Here is a 16,658-nt window from a genome sequence, read left to right as displayed (position 1 = left end):
GGCACGCTCCTCCTCGGAAAGCAGGTCAGCCGGTGATCGTGTACTCCACGACGTCGTCCTTCTCGACACGGCTGAGCGGCAGCCCGCCGACCGGCCTCGCCGCGATGTCGGCACCCCCGGGCCGCGACTTCACCACGACGACCTTGTAGATGCCATGGCTTTTGAGCGCCTGGAGGCTGCGCTGGTCCGGGAAGTTCTCGGTCGCCGCGACGATCTCGCGGTACTGCGGCGGGAAGTTGCCGGAGTTGCCGTTCGCGATCTTCGGGAAGCCCTCGGTCGACCACAACAGGTACGTGAACTCGTCGTAGGTGTCCATCGGCAGCATGAGCATCGGCTCCTGCGCCTGCGTGAACACCCGCTGCACGCCGGCCGGCACGGCGGGAACAGGCACGTGGGCCCACCTCGGCACCCCCTCCAGCAGGGCGCCGACCGCGGGAACGAGCAGGAGCAGGACGATGGTGCGCGCCCGCAGTTGCGTGCGGATGACGAGCTGCCGGCCGAACTCCGTCACCGCCCCCGCGGCGAGCACCGTCAGGGGCAGGATCGCCCAGAGGATCAGCCTGCCGGGCGCCCGCATGGCGTCCCAGCCGGGCACGACCTCCCACAGCACCCGGTAGATGGCGCCGTCGAGGAACGACGCGCCGAGGGCCAGCACCGCGGGGACGACGACCAGCGCCGCCAGCACCATCCGCGTGGTGAACCGCCAGGCGCTGAGGAACAACCCCGCCACGCCGAGCACCAGGACGACGAGGCCCGGGAACAGCAGCTTCTCGAGGATGCCGTCGTGCGGGATGGCACTGCTGTCGGCGAAGTCCGTGGCCTGCCACAGCCAGCTGTCCCGCGTCGTGGTCAGCAGGCCGCTCGCGGGCGGTGAGAACAGCTCGATCTCGTGCCAGGTCCGCGTGAAGCCGTACCGGTCGAGCACCCGGAAGTACGGCGCCACCATCAGCAGGGTGACCACGAGGAACACGATGACGCCCCACGCGTTCGCGATGACGGTGCGGATTCCCGGTCGCTGCCGCCAGACGAACACCGCGATCGCGACACCGACCGCCGCCATCACGTAGACGAACGTGATGCCGAGGGCGAATCCGATCGTGACCTGCCACGTGGCGATCACCCAGCCGGCGAAGATCCACCGCGGTGCTGGCTCCCGCCTGCCGCGCAGCGTGAAGCCGTGGCCGCGGGCCAGCGCGCAGAGCGCGAGCGCGACACCGCCGATCGACAGGAGGTTGAGGTGGTGCACGTGCGTCAGCCGCCACGGCGACCAGGCGAGCACGGCACCGGCGAGCGCGGCACCCTGCCAGTTGCTCCCCAACTGCCTGACCAGCAGGTAGCCCCCGGCGAACGCGAAGGCGAAGGCGAGCACGAACGCGACGTTGTACCGGAGGATCGCGGCCTCGGGACCGTCGCCGAAGAGGCTCAGCGGCAGGTACCCGAGCAACGAGTCGCTGAACGCCAGCGAGTCGACGGCGGGGTAGAACTGGTTCGAGGTCCACAGGTCGCCGCCCTCGGCGAGGTACCGGTGCAGCCACGCGAGCTGCCACGTCTGCAGCAGCGGATCACCCAGATCACCCGTGACCAGCGTCTTCGGGTGCAGCACGAGGGGGAAGTTGAAGAGCAGCGAGACGACCAGACCGACGTGGAAGGCCTGCACGACCTCGGACCTGACCAGTCGTTCGAGCGCCCGGGCCAGCAGAAGGGTGACCCCGCCCCTCACGACCGGCTGCGTCGCTGACTCCCCCACGAACCGACCCCTCCGCACGTCCGCCGGGCGGAAGGCACCCGTTCCGCCATGGCTCAGTAACCGTACGGGCTACTCGCAACACCCAAGTGCCGCTTGTGATAAACGTACCCGTGGTGGTGGGCACGTCGGCGAAGTGGCCGCCGGTCAGCGAACTCCCGTTCACCGAGCCCTTCGTGAGCCCGGACGCGGGTGGGGCGCGCCACATCCAGGTCACGACTTCGAGAGGTCCGCGGGTTCCCGCCGACGGACCCAGGCACACTGTTCGGGTCCATGTACTCGCGGAAGGGGGTGCCAGGGGTGACCTGGCAAGACGAGCTCAAGAAGCTCGACGACGAACTCGCCTCTGGTCGGATCTCCGCTGACGATTACCGTCGGCGTCGAGACGAGGTGCTCGCCGGCTCTGCCGGCGGCGGTCAGGCACAGCAGCAACCTCAGCAGGCCGCGTTCGCCCGTCCTTTCAAGTGGGAGGCGAAACCTCCCACCTCGCAGTCCTCGGACGCCACCCAGGTCGTGCCCAACCAGCAGCCGCAGCAGAACCCGAACCCCGACGCCACCCAGGTGGTGAACACCCAGCAGCGCCCGCAGGCCGACGCCGAACGCACCCAGTTCGTCGCGCCGATCGCGCCGCAGGGACCGTGGGGCCAGGGCGGTCCTCAGCAGCAGCAGGCGGCGCCGCCGCCGTGGGTCAGCGGTGACTACGACCAGTTCAACCAGCAGCCGGCGAGCTGGAGCCACGGTCCCGAGGTCTTCGACGAGACCGGCGGCAAGGGCAAGGGCAAGATCTTCGCGATCATCGGCGTGGTGCTGGTGCTGGCGCTGATCGGCGGCGGCATCTGGTGGTTCGCCGGACGCGACTCGGGTGGCGGCACCACGGACACGACGGCGCAGTCGACGTCGCAGACGGCGACCACCACGACGAAGCCCAAGGACTCGCTGTCCATCATGGACCTGCCGGGTGCCGTCGAGGACCACAAGAACATCCAGACGTTCGCCGACGCCGAGAAGAGCAACTTCCTCGCGCCTGACGAGATCAAGCACTACAACACCGCGGGCGCCGGCAAGTCGCGCCTGTCGGCCGCGTCGAACAACGGCGTGCATGTGCTGATCTTCACGACCGAGGCCGCGTCGAAGGCGCAGGCGGACACCGGCCGGGACGAGCTCGCCCAGCAGGAGATCGTCTACGGCCTGACGGACATGCCCTCCGCCCCGGTCGGCGTGCAGGCGAGCCAGGCCGAGAAGTCCGGTGACAAGCCGGCGCTCATCCGTGCCCACTACTCGAGCAAGAACACCATCGTGCGCATCCAGGTCGTGAGCACGGACACCCTGCAGAAGGCCAGCGACGTCTTCTCCCGCATCGTCGCCGAACAGCTCAGGATCCTCGAAGCGAATGGCTGAGCCGAAACTCCCGGTCGCGTGCACCGTCGCGACGCGATCGGGACTTCCCGCCGCGAAGGTGCTCGCGGCCTCCTACCGCGAGCACCACCCCGGTCACGAGTTCGTGATCCTGGTGCTCGACGGTCCCGACGGTGTCGTGGCGCGGGAGCAGTGGACCGAGGTCGGACCGGGCTGGCTCGACCTCGACGAGACGACCTTCCAGCGCATGGCGACGGCGTACGACTCGGGCGAGCTCGCGGGTGCGGTCAAGCCGCTGGTGCTGCGCAAGCTGCTCAGCCAGGGCGCCCCCGCCGCGATCTTCCTGCACCCGGACATCCGGGTCTTCGCGCCGTACCCCGAGGTGGTCGACCTCGCCGTGCAGCACGACATCGTGCTCACCGCGCGGCTCCTCGAACCGATGCCGCGCGACGGCTACGAACCCAGCGACCTCGGCATGATGGCGATGGGGATGTTCGACCTCGGCTTCATCGCGGTGGGCCAGGGCTCGAAGAAGTTCCTCGAGTTCTGGGCGGAGCGCCTGCGCCAGGACGCGATCATCGATCCCGGCGCGCAGCTCTTCGTCGACCAGCGGTGGGCCGACCAGATCCCGACGCTCTTCCGGCACACGATCCTGCGCGACCCCGGTTTCAACATCGGCTACTGGAACGCGCACGAGCGGTCGGTCACCCGCGGCCCGGACGGCACGCTTTACGCGGGCGGGGAGCGCCTGCGCTTCTTCCACTTCGCCGGCTACCGGCCGGACCAGCCCTGGTTGCTGAGCCAGCACTGCCACCACCGGCCGCGCATCCTGCTCTCCGACCACCCGGAGCTGCGGGAGCTGTGCCTCGCCTACGGTGACGAGCTCCTGGCGGCCGGCTGGCGCAAGCCCCAGGAGAAGAGCACCTACCGGTACGACTGGCTCGCGGACGGCACGAGGGTGTCCATCCAGATGCGCCGGATGTTCCGGCACGCCTGGATCGAGGCCGAACGGCCCGAGGCGAAGCAGATGCTGTTCAAGCGGGCGATCACCGAGATCCCGCCGCACCCGTTCGGTTCCGGTGGTGACGACGAGTTCATCGAGTGGCTTCGGAGTCCCGGCGCCCCGCCGGAGGAGGCCGCCGGCCTGAACCGGATGACCATGCTCGCCTGGGCGATGCGCCCGGACCTGCAGAAGGCGTTCCCGTGGCCGTGCGCCGCGGACGCCCCGGGGTTCCGCGAGTGGTGCCGCACGTACGGCGTCGAGGAAGGGGTCGTCCCGACCTGGGCGCTGCCGCGGGAGCCGCGGTCCGCGCAGGACCCGCTCGACGAGTTCGGCGTCAACATCGCCGGCTACCTGACGGCGGAGCTCGGCCTGGGCGAGATGGGCCGGATCGTGCTGAAGGCCGTCGAGGCCGCGGAGGTTCCCGTCGTCTCGGTCGTCGAGGAGCACTCGCTGGCCTGCCGCACGGACCTCGAGCAACCGGACTCGGCCGGCAGGCCGAAGTTCCCGGTCAGCGTGATGGCGGTGAACTCCGACCAGACGGAGGTGCTGCTGGCGAGCTTCCCCGAGGTGGGGCACCGCCGGTACCGGATCGGCCTGTGGGCCTGGGAGCTCGAGGAAGTGCCGCCGTGGCAGCAGGCGGGCTACGAGTTCGTGGACGAGATCTGGACGGTCAGCGAGTTCTGCCGCGAGGCGTTCCAGCAGCACGGCTCGGTGCCCGTGAAGGTGATCCCGGTACCGGTGCTCGATCCGGGTGCCCCGCAACGCACCGCGCGCGCTCCCGGCAAGCCGACCCAGTTCTTCTTCGCGTTCGACTTCAACAGCACCGGCGGCCGCAAGAACCCGTGGGGCGTGGTCGAGGCGTTCACCCGCGCGTTCCCGTCGGACCGGCAGGACGTGCGGCTGGTCATCAAGGCGACGAACGGCCAGTTGCACACCAACGCGGCCGAGCGCCTGCGCCTGCTGGTCGCCGCCGACCCGCGCATCGAACTGATGGAGCGCTACCTCAGCATCGACGAGCTGAACGCGCTGTACCGCGACAGCGACTGCTACGTCTCGCTGCACCGCAGCGAGGGTTTCGGTCTCACCGTCGCCGAGGCGATGGTCCGCGGCATGCCGGTCATCTCGACCGACTACTCGAGCACCACGGAGTTCTTCGACCCCTCGGTCGGATGGGCCATCCCGTACAAGATGGTCGAGGTCGGCGAGGGCTGGTACCCCTACCCCGCCGACGCGCTCTGGGCGGACCCCGACCTCGACGCCGCGGCGAAGGCCATGCGCGAGGTGGCGGACAACCCCGCCGAGGCCCGTCGTCGCGGTGACGCGGCACGTCAACACATCCTGCGCACCCGTTCCATGGATGCCGCGGCGTCCTGGATGCGCACCGAACTCCGCGCCGCACATGCGAGGTGGCAGGCCATCTACGGCGAACAGCAGGACTCCCCCGACCCGCAGGACCCGTTCACCAGGGCCCGCGAGGCGCTGAAGTGGCGAGCGGACACCAGCAGCCCGTCGCGGCTGCCGCTCGCTCCCACGTTGCGCCGAGCGGTGCTGCGCGCGGTGGACCACTTCGACGTGCACCAGCGCAAGATCATGGGCGAGCTGGTCGGCAGCGCCCAGCAGGCGTTCGAGTCCGTCGCGCGCTCGGTGTCGTCGCACGACAAGCGGCTCGACGACATGGCCCGTCAGATCAGGAAGCTCGAGAACAAGCTCGATCGACGAAACTCGGAGGATTCCCGGTGAGCGCTGAACTCGGCGAAGTTCGCGAGACGTGGGAGCACCTAGGTTCGACCGACCCGTACTGGGCCGTGCTGACCGAGCGCGAGCACGCGGGGGGCGACGCACGGGCGAGCTTCTTCGAGAGCGGCCGGAACGAGGTCCAGTCCGTGGCGGACTTCCTCGCCCGGCACGGCAGGTCGATCGGTGACGTCGCCGTCGACTTCGGCTGTGGCGTCGGCAGGCTCTCGATCGCACTCGCCGAGCGGTGCAAGGAGGTCTCCGGTGTCGACGTGGCCGCGTCGATGCTCGAGGAGGCCCGCGCGAACAACCCCCACGGCGACCGCGTCCGCTTCATCCACAACGACGCCAGCACCCTGCCGTTCGAGGACGACTCCGTCGACTTCGTGCTGAGCCTCATCACGTTGCAGCACATCCCGCCGCGCCTGTCGCTGCGCTACCTGCTCGAGATGATCCGGATCGTCCGGCCGGGCGGGCACCTGGTGTTCCAGCTGCCGAGCCACCTGCCGATGCCGACGCCCATCGCGGAGGAGTTCTGCCGCGCCGAGATCACCGTCCTCAACGCCCCGGCGACGGCTGGTGCCGGTGAGTCGCAGTACGTCGAGCTCTCGGTGCGCAACACGAGCGACGGCGCGTGGCCGTACGGCCAGCTGCTCAACGCCGCGAACCACTGGCACCGCGACGGCGAACTCGTCCGCCGCGACGACGGCCGGGTCACCGTGCCGGCACTGCAGCCGGGTGAGTCCGCGACGGTGTCCCTGCGGGTGTCGATCCCGGCGGAGCCCGGTGACTACGAGCTGGAGCTCGACCTCGTCCAGGAGCACGTCGCCTGGTGGGAACAGCTCGGCAACGCGACCGTGCGCGTCCCGGTGACTGTCACCGGCGCGGCGGCTGCCGCTCCTGCGCCTGCCCCTGTCGATGAGGCGACCGCCTCGGAGGCCGTGGAAGCCGCTGAACCCGCCGCCCCGCAGCCCGCGTCGAACAAGAGCATGCAGATGCACGGCATCCACACCGACCTCGTGCGGGGCCTGTTCGACCAGCTCGGCTGCACCGTGCTGGAGGCGGCCACCGACCAGCGCGCGGGCGAGACCTGGGTGAGCTACCTGTACCTCGTCGAGGTCGGCGAGTACGAGCTCAAGCTGAGGAGCTGACGTTGCTCCGGGACCGACACTCCGGTGTCGGTCCCACTTGCAACCCGCCACGAGTGCTACACGTCTACTGCGGGTGTAGGACCCACTCGGAGGCGACAATGCTGATCACCGTGACATTAGTCACAGTCGGCGGTTTGGCGTTCTTGGTGCGAACCGTGACGGTCCTCCTGGCCGTTTCCTCGACCAAGAAGACAACCGATTACCCTGCGCCACAGACGTCTGCCAATTGAGATACTCGTTCGGAGTACGTCTTACGGCGGCACGTTGACTTAACGTACGATCCTTTCGGGTCGTATGACTGATCGGTCACCCGAAGGGGGACCTCACACCGGGTAGGTGCGCCATGGACCACGCACTGAACAAGGTCATCGAGTTGCGCGAAAGCGGCTTTCAGTTCCTCCACCTGAGGGACGACGCCGGGCAGCTCGACCGAATCATGGCGTTCAAGCAGCGCAGAGGCTTCATCGACTCGATCCTGTTCTGGTCCGAGACGGAGGCGCGCGCAGGGCGTTTGCCCGCGGTCCGCGACTCGGCCCGTCCGGCTCAGGCCGTGTGGATCTACGAGGGCCCGTTGATCGAGGCCGTGGACAGGTTGCTCGACCTGCCTGAGCCCGGCGCGCGCAACGCACCGACGCTGATGAAGGCGACGGCCTCGGATCTCGCCGTCGTGACAACGCTGCCGTTCAAGCTGAAGCTCCCGCCGGGAGCCATCGCCTAGAACAGGCCCGTCAGTTCTTTTCGAAGTCGCCGCGCTTCACGGCGCCGATGAACGATGCCCATTCGGGCGCGGTGACTTCGGAACTCGCCCGGCTCTTCGAGTCGCGCACGCGCGCGGCTGAGCCGTTCAGCGCAATCTCCACGCAGTTGCCGTTTCCGCCGTTGTTGCTGCGGCTGCTCTTACGCCACACAGCAGACACCTGGATCCCTACCTCTCGGCAGCCAACCTCTCGATCCACGCGGCGGACTCTTCCGGGGTCAACGCCAGCTTCGAGAGGTGCTTGAAGGTAAGGATAGTGGCCTTCACGCGGCTCTGGTCCTCGATGTGCATCGAGCCTCCGGCGTGCTCGACGTAGAGAACTCGCGGGCCTCCGTCGAACGGGAAATCCAGCAGAGTGAAGGGTCCGTTGTGGCCGTCGTGCAGTCCAGCCGTGTCCAATACGACCTGAATGGTGACGTTCGGTAGCAGGCTGAGGTTCGCGATGTGCAGCAGTTGATCTCGGTCAGCGTGCCGGAGAGCGGATTCGGCGATGATCGCGTGGTAGCGGACCGGGTTGTCCCCGGTCAACCGCTCCTGCCTGCGCACGCGCACCGCGATCTGGCTGTCGACCCACTTCCTGGACCGCTGCGTCCTGGCACCGGCGAACACCGCGCGCATGTATCCCTTGGACTGCACCATGCCCGGCAGGTAGCTCGACTGGAACTCCCTGATCGCCGACGCGTCGTGCTCCAGGCTGATGTAGCCCTGGTCTTCGAGGCGGTACTGCTTCCACCACCCCTTTTCCTTGGCCAGTTCCCACATCTCGACGTACGGCGTTTCCTCGTCGCCGATGACGCCGTAAACGTCGAGCATCGCGCGCAACGCGTGGATGTCCGGCACCTGGCCGTTCTCGATGCGGCTGAGCTTCGGAACGTTGTAGTCGATCCGGTCGGCCGCTTCGCGCTGGCTGAGGCCGGCGCGCTCGCGCAGGAGTTTCAGCGCCTCGCCGAGGCGCTTTTGCCGGAACGTGGGTTCAGCCACGGTCCAAACGGTATAGGCGAGATCCGGGAACTGAGATTCTCACTCCTCGGGTGCAGTGAGGAACGTCCTGGTCATGGACCACCTCCACCGCATCGAGTACCACCGCAGGCTGCCCGGCGGTGCGCTCGACCTCGCACAGGTCGAGGAAGTCCTCGACCACGGTTGGTACATAAAGAAAGGCGAGGAGTGGCGTCGCCGCTACACCCTCGAATGCGCCGTCGACTTCCTGGCGCGCACCGAAACGAAAGCGGGCACTTACGCGATCACGGTGTGGCGGGAGGACGTCCGGATCTGCACGGTGGGAATGGAGTGGCGTCCCTCCAAAGGATGAAGAACTTCCCTCGCCTGAGTTACGGAGCTTGATGTAGAGGGGGCGGACACGGGACGTTCGCGCCCATGAACCTCAGGAAGACCGTCGCGGGGGCCGCTGTCGCCCTCGGCAGCACCGCCGTCATGCTCGGCCTGGGTGGTACCGCACACGCCGACACCGCGGACGCCACCGCGCACACGCAGCCCGACATCGGTGGTCAGCTGGGTGACATCGCGACCGTCGGCGAGCTCGCGAAGGTCGACACGTCCGACGTCGACGGCAAGGTCCAGGCGATCAACGAGCTGGACGGCGACGTCACCGCGATCGTCGAGAACGTCGACGCCGGTGGCAACGGTGTGCCCGCCGCCACGCTGCTGGGCCTCAACGAGCCGACCGAGCCGTGGAACGGCTTCGCGCACGTCGACATCTGATCCGACCGGACTTTCCCTGGCCGGGGCGGCGCCCGATTCCCTCCCCCTCGAATCGGGCGCCGTTCCACTTCTCCCAGACCTCCAGGAGCGGAACGCCTTGAGCCTCAAGAAGATCGTCGCGTCCGCCGGGATCGCCGCCGGTGCGCTCGCCGCGATGGCCGGCACCGCCGGCGCGAGTGCGCTCCCGCAGCTCCCGCAGGTCGACCCGGTCGAGCAGGTCAGCGACGTCGCCGGTGCCGCCGGTGTCTCGACGCTGCACGACTCGGGCAGCGACGTGGACGTGATCTACGACGGCACCGAGGTCGTCGACGGCTAGCGGCCCGCCGCGTAGCCCTGCGTGCCGCGCGGGTTCGCCCCGGCGCGCAGGAGTCCGCCGGCGGAATCCCTTGCCACGGCGGACATGCGGCCGAGAGTCCACTCCCCCGCGTCCACGACCTGGTGGCCGCGCGAACGCAGGTCCTCCAGCACGTCCGCGCCGACGCGGTTCTCGATGACGAGTTCACCCGGCGTCCAGGCACGCGGGTAGAACGAGCTCGGGAACGCGTTCGAGTGCCACATCGGCGAGTCGATCGCCTCCTGCAGGTTCAGGCCCGCCCGGTGCGCGAGCCAGAAGCCGAGCTGCCACTGGTCCTGCTGGTCGCCACCGGGGGTGCCGAACGCGAGCGCCGGGCGGCCGTCGCGCAGTGCCATCGACGGCGAGAGCGTGATCCGCGGGCGCTTGCCGGGGGCCAGCGAGTTCGGCAGTCCCTCGTCCAGCCAGAACATCTGGGCGCGGCTGCCCAGGCAGAAGCCGAGTGACGGGATCGTCGGCGACGACTGCAGCCAGCCGCCGGACGGGGTCGCGGAGACCATGTTGCCCCAGCGGTCCACGACGTCCACGTGCACGGTGTCGCCGCGCGTCACGCCGGAGCGCTCCACGGTCGGTTCGCCGATCGCGCCGGTCGGGTCGGAGACCAGGGCGGACGGTCCGCTGGTGATGTGCTTGGGCAGCAAGGGTTTCCGGCCGTCGGGCGAGCCGGGGCGGAGTTCGAGGGAAGCCTCGGAGGAGATCAGCGCACGGCGTTCGGAGGCGTAGGAGCGCGACAGCAGGGTCTCGAGCGGCACGTCCGGGACGTCGCCGTACCAGGCCTCGCGGTCGGCGAACGCGAGCTTCGCGGCCTCGACGGCCAGGTGCAGCGTTTCGGCGGTGGGCTTGCCGTCCACGTAGGACAGGTCGTAGCCCTCCAGCAGCCGGAGTTGCTGCGCCAGAACGGGTCCCTGCGTCCAGGCGCCGGCCTTCACGAGCGACCACTCGCCGAAGTCGGCGACGACGGCGTCCTCGTACGACGCCTCCCACGACGCCATGTCGGCACCGGTCAGCACACCCGCGTGGTCACGACCCGAGTCGTCGCGGAACTCCGAACGGCAGAACTCGTCGATCTGCGCCGCGACGAACCCCTGCGACCACGCCCGGCGCGCGGCCTCGATCTGCGCCTCGCGATCGGCTCCGGCGGCCTCGGCGGCGGCGAGCAGCCACTCCCAGGTGTCGGCGAGCTTCGGGTTGCGGAACCGGCCGCCGGGCGTCGGCAGGACGCCGTCGGGCATCCACTGCGCGGCCGACGTCGGCCAGTGGTCGCGGAACAGGTCCGAGACCATCCCGATGGTGTGCACGGCGCGTTCGACCAGCGGGAAGCCGTCCCGGGCGTACCCGATGGCCTTGTCCAGCACCTCACGCAGCGTCTTGGTGCCGTGGTCGCGCAGGAGGGTGAGCCAGCCGTCCCACGCACCGGGCACGGTCGCGGCCAGCAACCCGCTGCCGGGGATCAGTTCGAGGCCCAGGTCCGCGTAGTGCTCGATCGACGCGCCGGCGGGCGCCACACCCTGCCCGCAGAGCACCCGAGGGGCCGCGCCGGCCGCCGAGAAGATGATCGGGACCTCGCCACCGGGACCGTTGAGGTGCGGTTCCACCACCTGCAGCACGAATCCGGCCGCCACCGCGGCGTCGAAGGCGTTGCCGCCGTCCTCCAGGACCGCCATCGCCGAGGCGGAGGCCAGCCAGTGGGTCGAGGCGACCATGCCGAAGGTGCCGACGAGTTCGGGGCGCGTGGTGAACACGTCCATAAAGGTACGCGAGGCTAACTATCTTGCATGGCTCCGAGTGACGCATCCCCCACGCCCGAACGGAGCAGACCCTGAGACGCGTACGACTTTGGTCGTAGCGGACCGTGACACATCTCCTACCAGAGGTCTACCGGCGCGGCCGATGTTTCGAACACGCTCGAACGGCACAGTTCTGAGCATGGGAATTCTGATGACCGCGACGATCTTCATCGGCCTCGCGCTCCTGGCAGCCGTGCCGCTGGTGGCCCTGCTCCACCTGACCGACCGCGTGAGCTCCAGGTAACGAGCGTTAACCTCCTCGCGAGCAGTTCTCTCGAGGAGGATGAAGGCATGGAGATCTCGGGTACCGCGGCCATCGTCACCGGTGGCGCGTCCGGCCTCGGCGGCGCGACCGCACGTGCGCTGGCGGCGCGTGGGGCGCAGGTGTTCGCGCTCGACCTGGCCGGCGCCATCGAGAAGGCCGAGGCGGTCGAGAACGTCACGTACCTGGCCGCCGACGTGACGTCGGGCGAGGAGGTCCAGGCCGCCGTCGACACCGCGGCGGGGTCCGGCCACCCGCTGCGCATCACGGTGAACTGCGCGGGCATCGGCCCGTCGACGCGCACGGTCGGCAAGTCCGGCCCGCACGACCTCGACCTCTACCGCAAGGTCATCGAGGTCAACCTGATCGGCACGTTCAACGTGCTGCGCCTGGCCGCCGCGGCCATGGGCAAGACCGAGGAGCTCGAGCACGGCGCCCGCGGCGTCATCATCAACACCGCGTCCATCGCCGCGTTCGACGGCCAGATCGGCCAGGTCGCCTACGCGAGCTCCAAGGGCGGCGTCGTCGGCATGACCCTCCCGGCCGCCCGCGACCTGTCCAACGTCGGCATCCGCGTGCTCACCATCGCGCCCGGCATCGTCGACACCCCGATGCTCGCCACGGTCTCCGACGAGTTCCGCGCGGGCCTCGCCGCCGGCATCCCGTTCCCGAAGCGCCTGGCGCAGCCGTCGGAGTACGCGCAGCTCGCGCTCTCGATCATCGAGCACGACTACCTGAACGGAGAGGTCATCCGCATGGACGGCGCTCTCCGCATGGCACCTCGCTAGCGCGGCGACTGCTAACCGTTGCCGTGTTTGCCGCCGGTCAGACGGGTGCATCGCGGCACCGACCCCCGCCCCCTCATATCGGGCATATGGGGGGGCGGGGGTCGGTGGCGTGAGGTGCCCTGCTGGCCGCCGGCAAACACGGCGGCGATTGCAGTCGCCGCGTTAGAGATCTCCGGCGTACGGCAACCGGGACATGGCGTCCGAGGTCATCCACTCGCGCAGGCGGTGGGTGGCCAGGACGTCGTCCTCGTTGTACTCCAGCAGCCGCCGCCGCTGGTCCACGTCGAGCTCGTCGCCGTTCAGCCCCACGGCCGCCCGGTACCAGCGCATCGAGTTCTCGCCGCCCGCCTCCGGGTCGCGCCACGAGAAGCCCGCGACCGGTGCGATGACCTTCAGGCCCTTGCCGTGCGCGCACAGGAACTGCTCGCGGACGATGCCGAAGAGGTCCACCCAGGAGTCGGAGTTGATGAACTCCTTGACCTGCGCGACGGTCGGGATGCCGGGCTTGCCCGCGAACCGCTCCGCCGACGCCAGCAGCCAGCGGTTCTCCGCCAGCTCGTTGTAGCAGTAGGCGCGGAACGACAGGCCGCGTGCCTTGGCGCGCAGGCGGATGCCGGTCAGCCAGGTCCAGAACTCGGCGAACGAGCGGGCCTCGTCGTCGCACGGCAGCGCGTCCCACGTCACGAACGCGCGGTAGCCGTGGGGTTCGTCGATGTCCTTTCCGGACAGCAGGCAGCCCCACATGTACGCGCCCAGGTCGCCGAAGCTCTCCATGTCGACGTCGACCTCGACGTCCGCGCGCGGCACGTTCATCTCGGGCACGCGGCGCACCAGCGTGAGGTCGCGCAGCCACGCCCGCGCCAGCACCACGGCGTCGCCGAACGGCATGCCGACGAGCTGGATCGGGCCCTCGGCGAACGGGTCGAGCTCGGCCAGCGCGTCCACAGTGGACAGGCCGATCTTCCGCAACGCCACGGCGTCCTCGCCGCGCACGACGAGGCTGACGTCCCTGCCCCGCTTGAGTTCGCTGTCGCAGGTCGGCCACCACGGGCAGGTCTTGCAGTCGACGATCCGCGACGGACGGGCCAGCGGCTCCTTCTCGTTCGCGGCCGCCAGCGCCACGGACAGCCTGTCGCTGAACCGCGCGTCGTACTCGGCCAGCGCGTTGCGGCCGCCCGGCCACGTCGGCGCCTCCAGGTCGTGCCACAGCACCACGTCGGCGTCCATGCCGATCACACCGCCGGTGGCCCGTCCGTTGCGCGCGTGGCCGGCGGCCTGCAGCTGCCGTTGCGCGTGGGCCAGCCGCAGCTGGTCACGGGGCTGGGGACGGACCTTGCGGTGCGGGTCCGTGCGGCTGCCGTCGGGCAGCGGCATGGACAACGGGCTCGTGCGGGCGCCGTGGCCGGGGTCGGTGATCTTGTGCCGGACCACGAGCACCGGCACGTAGCCGGTGGTGTCCTTGACCAGCAGGTCGATTCCGCCGCGACGACCACCACGCGGGTCGCGGGGCAGCGCGGCACCCCAGATGTACGGCGCGCCCATCTCCATGGCCGCGAGCGTCACCCGTTCGCGGTCGGCGCTGCGCACGTCGGGTCCGCTCGGCACCTCGAAGAGGTTCGAGCCGACGATTCTCCCGAGCGCGTCCGCCACCGCACGGCGGTGGTTCGCCGCGTCCGCTTTCCGTTGTTCCGAAGCCGGATCCGGCGCCGCCTTGGGAGCGTCGCGCATCTCCGGATCGTTTTCGAGGTGCACCCGCCGCCGACAACGAGTGACCACGCCGGCGTCTAGCTGCACCTGGGAAGTCACAGGATGCAGGGTATGTCGCGCGTCCACCTGCTGTGTCGGCAACCTGGGCAGTAAGTTTCACGTGACGGAGGAGGAGTACCCGAATGGCGCGCAAAGCGAAGGCAGGCTTCACGCCCGGCCGAGCCAAGAACCTGGTCGGTGTCGCGAAGGTGGTGGCTCCCGCGCTCATTCCGGTGCTCGCCCCGGTGATCGCCCGCGGAGCTGGGGTTTTGAGCGAGCAGTACGACCGCTATCGGGCGCGCCGGCTCGGCATCGACGTCGCGGACATCGGGAAGTACTCCGGATACGGCGCCCGGCTGCACGCGCGAATTGTCGGCTTTTCGGAGTCGCTCGACGCGGTTCGCGCGGCAGATTCCGATTGGGTTTCGAAGACCGAGTCACGACTCGCGCAGTTGCTCGCCGCCGTGCGCGCTTCCGAACGCATGCCGACGGCCCGGCGCAAAGCAGCGCACCGGGCCGTCGCGACCGATCTGGAAGTGCTGGAGCAGGAACTGCTCAGGCGTTTGAACGTTCGCTGACGTTCGGCACCTTCCCGGTCACCTCGGCGACCGCCTTCACCGCCGCCTCCTCGACCACCTGACCGGGGTCGAGGTGCGCGGTGACCTCCTCCATCACCTCGGCGACGCGTTCCTCACGCCTGATCATCGGGTCGGAGCGCAGGTCCTTGGCCAGCGAGACGCACAGCCCGACCATCACGACCATGAACGGCAGCGCCACGATGATCGTGAGGTTCTGCAGACCGGTCAGCGCGTTCGACCCGCCGACCAGCAACATCACCGCGGCGACGGCGCCGGTCAGCACGCCCCAGAAGATCACCACGGGCTTCTTGGGCTCGATCGTGCCCTCCTGCGAGAGCGTTCCCATCACGATCGACGCGGCGTCCGCGCCGGACACGAAGAAGATCGCCACCAGGACCATCACGACCACTCCGGCCACCGCGGCGAGCGGGAACTGGTCGAGCAACGTGAAGAGCTGCGACTCCGGCGTCGACTGACCGGCGATGTCCGCGCCCGAGCGCTGTTCGAAGATCGCCGTGCCACCCAGGATCGCGAACCACACGAGCGACACCGCGGACGGCACCAGGATCACGCCGGCGACGAACTGCTTGATCGTGCGGCCGCGCGAGATGCGGGCGATGAACATGCCGACGAACGGCGTCCACGAGATCCACCACGCCCAGTAGAAGATCGTCCAGCCGGACAGCCAGGTCTCGGTCGCGTCGCCACCGGACGCGCCGGTGCGGCCCGCCATCGTCGCGAGCTCGCGGAAGTAGTCGCCGATCGCGGTGGGCACCAGGTTCAGGATGAACACGGTCGGGCCCACGACGAACAGGAACAGCGCCAGCACGACGGCCAGCACCATGTTGATGTTCGACAGCCACTGGATGCCCTTGGCGACACCCGAGACGGCGGACGCGACGAACGCCACGGTCAGGATCGCGATGATCGCGACCAGCACGCCCTTGCCGACGTCACCAGCCCAGCCGGCGGCGTTCAGGCCCGATCCGATCTGCAGCGCGCCGAGGCCCAGCGACGCCGCCGAGCCGAACAAGGTCGCGAAGATCGCCATGACGTCGATGGCCCGGCCCCAGCCCTTGCTGGCCCGCCTGCCGAGCAGCGGCGTGAAGGCCGAGCTGATCAGCGACGACCGGCCGCGGCGGAAGCTGCTGTACGCGATGGCGATGCCCACGATGGCGTAGATCGCCCACGGGTGCAGCGTCCAGTGGAACAGCGTGGTGGCCATCGCCGTCTCCAACGGGTCCCCGTCGGTGCCGGGCGGCGGCTTCACGAAGTGGGTCAACGGCTCGTTGACGCCGTAGAACATGAGACCGATGCCCATGCCCGCGCTGAACATCATCGCGACCCAGGACACGGTCTTGAACTCGGGTTTCTCGTCGTCCCGACCGAGCGGGATCTTGCCGTAGCGGCTGAACGCGAGCCACAGCGCGAAGACCACGAAACCAGTGGCCGAGAGCACAAAAGCCCAGCCGAGGTGCTGGATGATCCAGCCGAGCGCGGCCTTCGAGGCAGAGGCCAACGAGTCTGTTCCGACGATCCCCCAGGTCACGAACGCAAGCGTGAGACCTGCGGCAACGCCGAAAACAACCCGGTCGGTCCGCCCCGGCTTGTCGCATTGAACGGTCATGCGGCCCCGGCTACCCGAACGTGGACCAGACCAAACTCCTCCGATTACCCT

15 protein-coding genes are annotated in these 16,658 nt (G+C 69.1%); 9 read left to right on the top strand and 6 right to left on the bottom strand.

Translation table 11 applies throughout. From position 1 onward, the window contains the following. Positions 1-25: 25 nt before the first annotated feature. Positions 26-1,747, bottom strand: coding sequence for a hypothetical protein (locus BMY74_RS00155; protein ID WP_089907554.1), 1,722 nt, complete (start codon positions 1,745-1,747; stop codon positions 26-28). A 297-nt stretch (positions 1,748-2,044) separates the two neighbouring features. Between BMY74_RS00155 and BMY74_RS00150 the strand changes: the two genes are divergently transcribed. The 4 genes from BMY74_RS00150 to BMY74_RS00135 all read left to right on the top strand — a co-directional run bounded on the left by BMY74_RS00150 (position 2,045) and on the right by BMY74_RS00135 (position 7,706). Then, positions 2,045-3,142, top strand: coding sequence for a hypothetical protein (locus BMY74_RS00150; RefSeq protein ID WP_089907551.1), 1,098 nt, complete (start codon positions 2,045-2,047; stop codon positions 3,140-3,142). Beyond that, positions 3,135-5,843, top strand: coding sequence for a glycosyltransferase family 4 protein (locus tag BMY74_RS00145; RefSeq protein WP_089907548.1), 2,709 nt, complete (start codon positions 3,135-3,137; stop codon positions 5,841-5,843). Before BMY74_RS00150 ends, BMY74_RS00145 begins: the two co-directional genes overlap by 8 nt. Next, entirely contained in the window at positions 5,840-6,988 is a 1,149-nt protein-coding gene (locus BMY74_RS00140) for a class I SAM-dependent methyltransferase (protein ID WP_089907545.1), read from the top strand. Before BMY74_RS00145 ends, BMY74_RS00140 begins: the two co-directional genes overlap by 4 nt. 343 nt (positions 6,989-7,331) lie before the next feature. Continuing rightward, on the top strand, positions 7,332-7,706 hold the full coding sequence (locus tag BMY74_RS00135; protein WP_089907541.1) for a hypothetical protein: 375 nt from the start codon (positions 7,332-7,334) through the stop codon (positions 7,704-7,706). Positions 7,707-7,716: 10 nt separating this feature from the next. Here the strand turns inward: BMY74_RS00135 and BMY74_RS00130 are convergent, their stop codons facing one another. Together BMY74_RS00130 and BMY74_RS00125 are read right to left on the bottom strand one after the other, a co-directional pair. After that, positions 7,717-7,896 carry a DUF397 domain-containing protein gene (locus BMY74_RS00130; protein ID WP_245785799.1) on the bottom strand — a complete coding sequence of 60 codons (180 nt, stop codon included), beginning with the start codon at positions 7,894-7,896 and terminating at the stop codon, positions 7,717-7,719. A gap of 17 nt (positions 7,897-7,913) precedes the next feature. Then, positions 7,914-8,726, bottom strand: coding sequence for a helix-turn-helix domain-containing protein (locus BMY74_RS00125; RefSeq protein ID WP_089907538.1), 813 nt, complete (start codon positions 8,724-8,726; stop codon positions 7,914-7,916). Between the two features lie 73 nt (positions 8,727-8,799). Between BMY74_RS00125 and BMY74_RS00120 the strand changes: the two genes are divergently transcribed. From BMY74_RS00120 to BMY74_RS00110, 3 genes are all read left to right on the top strand, one after another. Beyond that, positions 8,800-9,057, top strand: coding sequence for a hypothetical protein (locus BMY74_RS00120; RefSeq protein WP_143091396.1), 258 nt, complete (start codon positions 8,800-8,802; stop codon positions 9,055-9,057). Positions 9,058-9,122: 65 nt separating this feature from the next. Beyond that, on the top strand, positions 9,123-9,467 hold the full coding sequence (locus BMY74_RS00115) for a hypothetical protein (protein ID WP_089907532.1): 345 nt from the start codon (positions 9,123-9,125) through the stop codon (positions 9,465-9,467). A gap of 97 nt (positions 9,468-9,564) precedes the next feature. Then, positions 9,565-9,783: a hypothetical protein gene (locus tag BMY74_RS00110; RefSeq protein ID WP_089907529.1), complete on the top strand. Its 219-nt coding sequence runs from the start codon at positions 9,565-9,567 to the stop codon at positions 9,781-9,783. On the opposite strand, the gene BMY74_RS00105 is transcribed toward BMY74_RS00110, so the two are convergent. Next, positions 9,780-11,567: a gamma-glutamyltransferase family protein gene (locus BMY74_RS00105; protein ID WP_245785798.1), complete on the bottom strand. Its 1,788-nt coding sequence runs from the start codon at positions 11,565-11,567 to the stop codon at positions 9,780-9,782. The two genes, BMY74_RS00110 and BMY74_RS00105, sit on opposite strands and share 4 nt — an antisense overlap. 330 nt (positions 11,568-11,897) lie before the next feature. On the opposite strand from BMY74_RS00105, the gene BMY74_RS00100 reads away from it, so the two are divergent. After that, on the top strand, positions 11,898-12,656 hold the full coding sequence (locus BMY74_RS00100; protein ID WP_089907526.1) for an SDR family NAD(P)-dependent oxidoreductase: 759 nt from the start codon (positions 11,898-11,900) through the stop codon (positions 12,654-12,656). Between the two features lie 162 nt (positions 12,657-12,818). Here the strand turns inward: BMY74_RS00100 and BMY74_RS00095 are convergent, their stop codons facing one another. Then, a complete protein-coding gene (locus BMY74_RS00095) occupies positions 12,819-14,462 on the bottom strand; it encodes a TM0106 family RecB-like putative nuclease (protein WP_089907523.1) in 1,644 nt (547 codons plus the stop codon). An 83-nt stretch (positions 14,463-14,545) separates the two neighbouring features. Between BMY74_RS00095 and BMY74_RS00090 the strand changes: the two genes are divergently transcribed. Further along, the gene (locus tag BMY74_RS00090; RefSeq protein ID WP_089907520.1) at positions 14,546-14,980 is read left to right on the top strand and encodes a DUF6474 family protein; all 435 of its coding nucleotides are present in this window, start codon (positions 14,546-14,548) and stop codon (positions 14,978-14,980) included. On the opposite strand, the gene BMY74_RS00085 is transcribed toward BMY74_RS00090, so the two are convergent. Then, positions 14,958-16,607 (bottom strand): BCCT family transporter, encoded by a 1,650-nt coding sequence (locus BMY74_RS00085; protein ID WP_089907517.1) that lies wholly within the window; start codon positions 16,605-16,607, stop codon positions 14,958-14,960. The genes BMY74_RS00090 and BMY74_RS00085 overlap by 23 nt on opposite strands. Positions 16,608-16,658 lie beyond the last annotated feature (51 nt).

It is taken from the genome of Lentzea albida, assembly GCF_900111005.1.
Taxonomy (GTDB): Bacteria; Actinomycetota; Actinomycetes; order Mycobacteriales; family Pseudonocardiaceae; genus Lentzea; species Lentzea albida.
The sequence above is the reverse complement of the archived record's forward strand: the minus strand, read 5'-3'. Positions and strand labels throughout refer to the sequence as shown.

Coding starts and splice junctions, on each gene's coding strand:
- BMY74_RS00085 (WP_089907517.1), bottom strand. CDS start 16,607: ATGACCGTTCAATGCGACAAGCCGGGGCGGACCGACCGGGTTGTTTTC.
- BMY74_RS00100 (WP_089907526.1), top strand. CDS start 11,898: ATGGAGATCTCGGGTACCGCGGCCATCGTCACCGGTGGCGCGTCCGGC.
- BMY74_RS00090 (WP_089907520.1), top strand. CDS start 14,546: ATGGCGCGCAAAGCGAAGGCAGGCTTCACGCCCGGCCGAGCCAAGAAC.
- BMY74_RS00115 (WP_089907532.1), top strand. CDS start 9,123: ATGAACCTCAGGAAGACCGTCGCGGGGGCCGCTGTCGCCCTCGGCAGC.
- BMY74_RS00145 (WP_089907548.1), top strand. CDS start 3,135: ATGGCTGAGCCGAAACTCCCGGTCGCGTGCACCGTCGCGACGCGATCG.
- BMY74_RS00120 (WP_143091396.1), top strand. CDS start 8,800: ATGGACCACCTCCACCGCATCGAGTACCACCGCAGGCTGCCCGGCGGT.
- BMY74_RS00135 (WP_089907541.1), top strand. CDS start 7,332: ATGGACCACGCACTGAACAAGGTCATCGAGTTGCGCGAAAGCGGCTTT.
- BMY74_RS00105 (WP_245785798.1), bottom strand. CDS start 11,567: ATGGACGTGTTCACCACGCGCCCCGAACTCGTCGGCACCTTCGGCATG.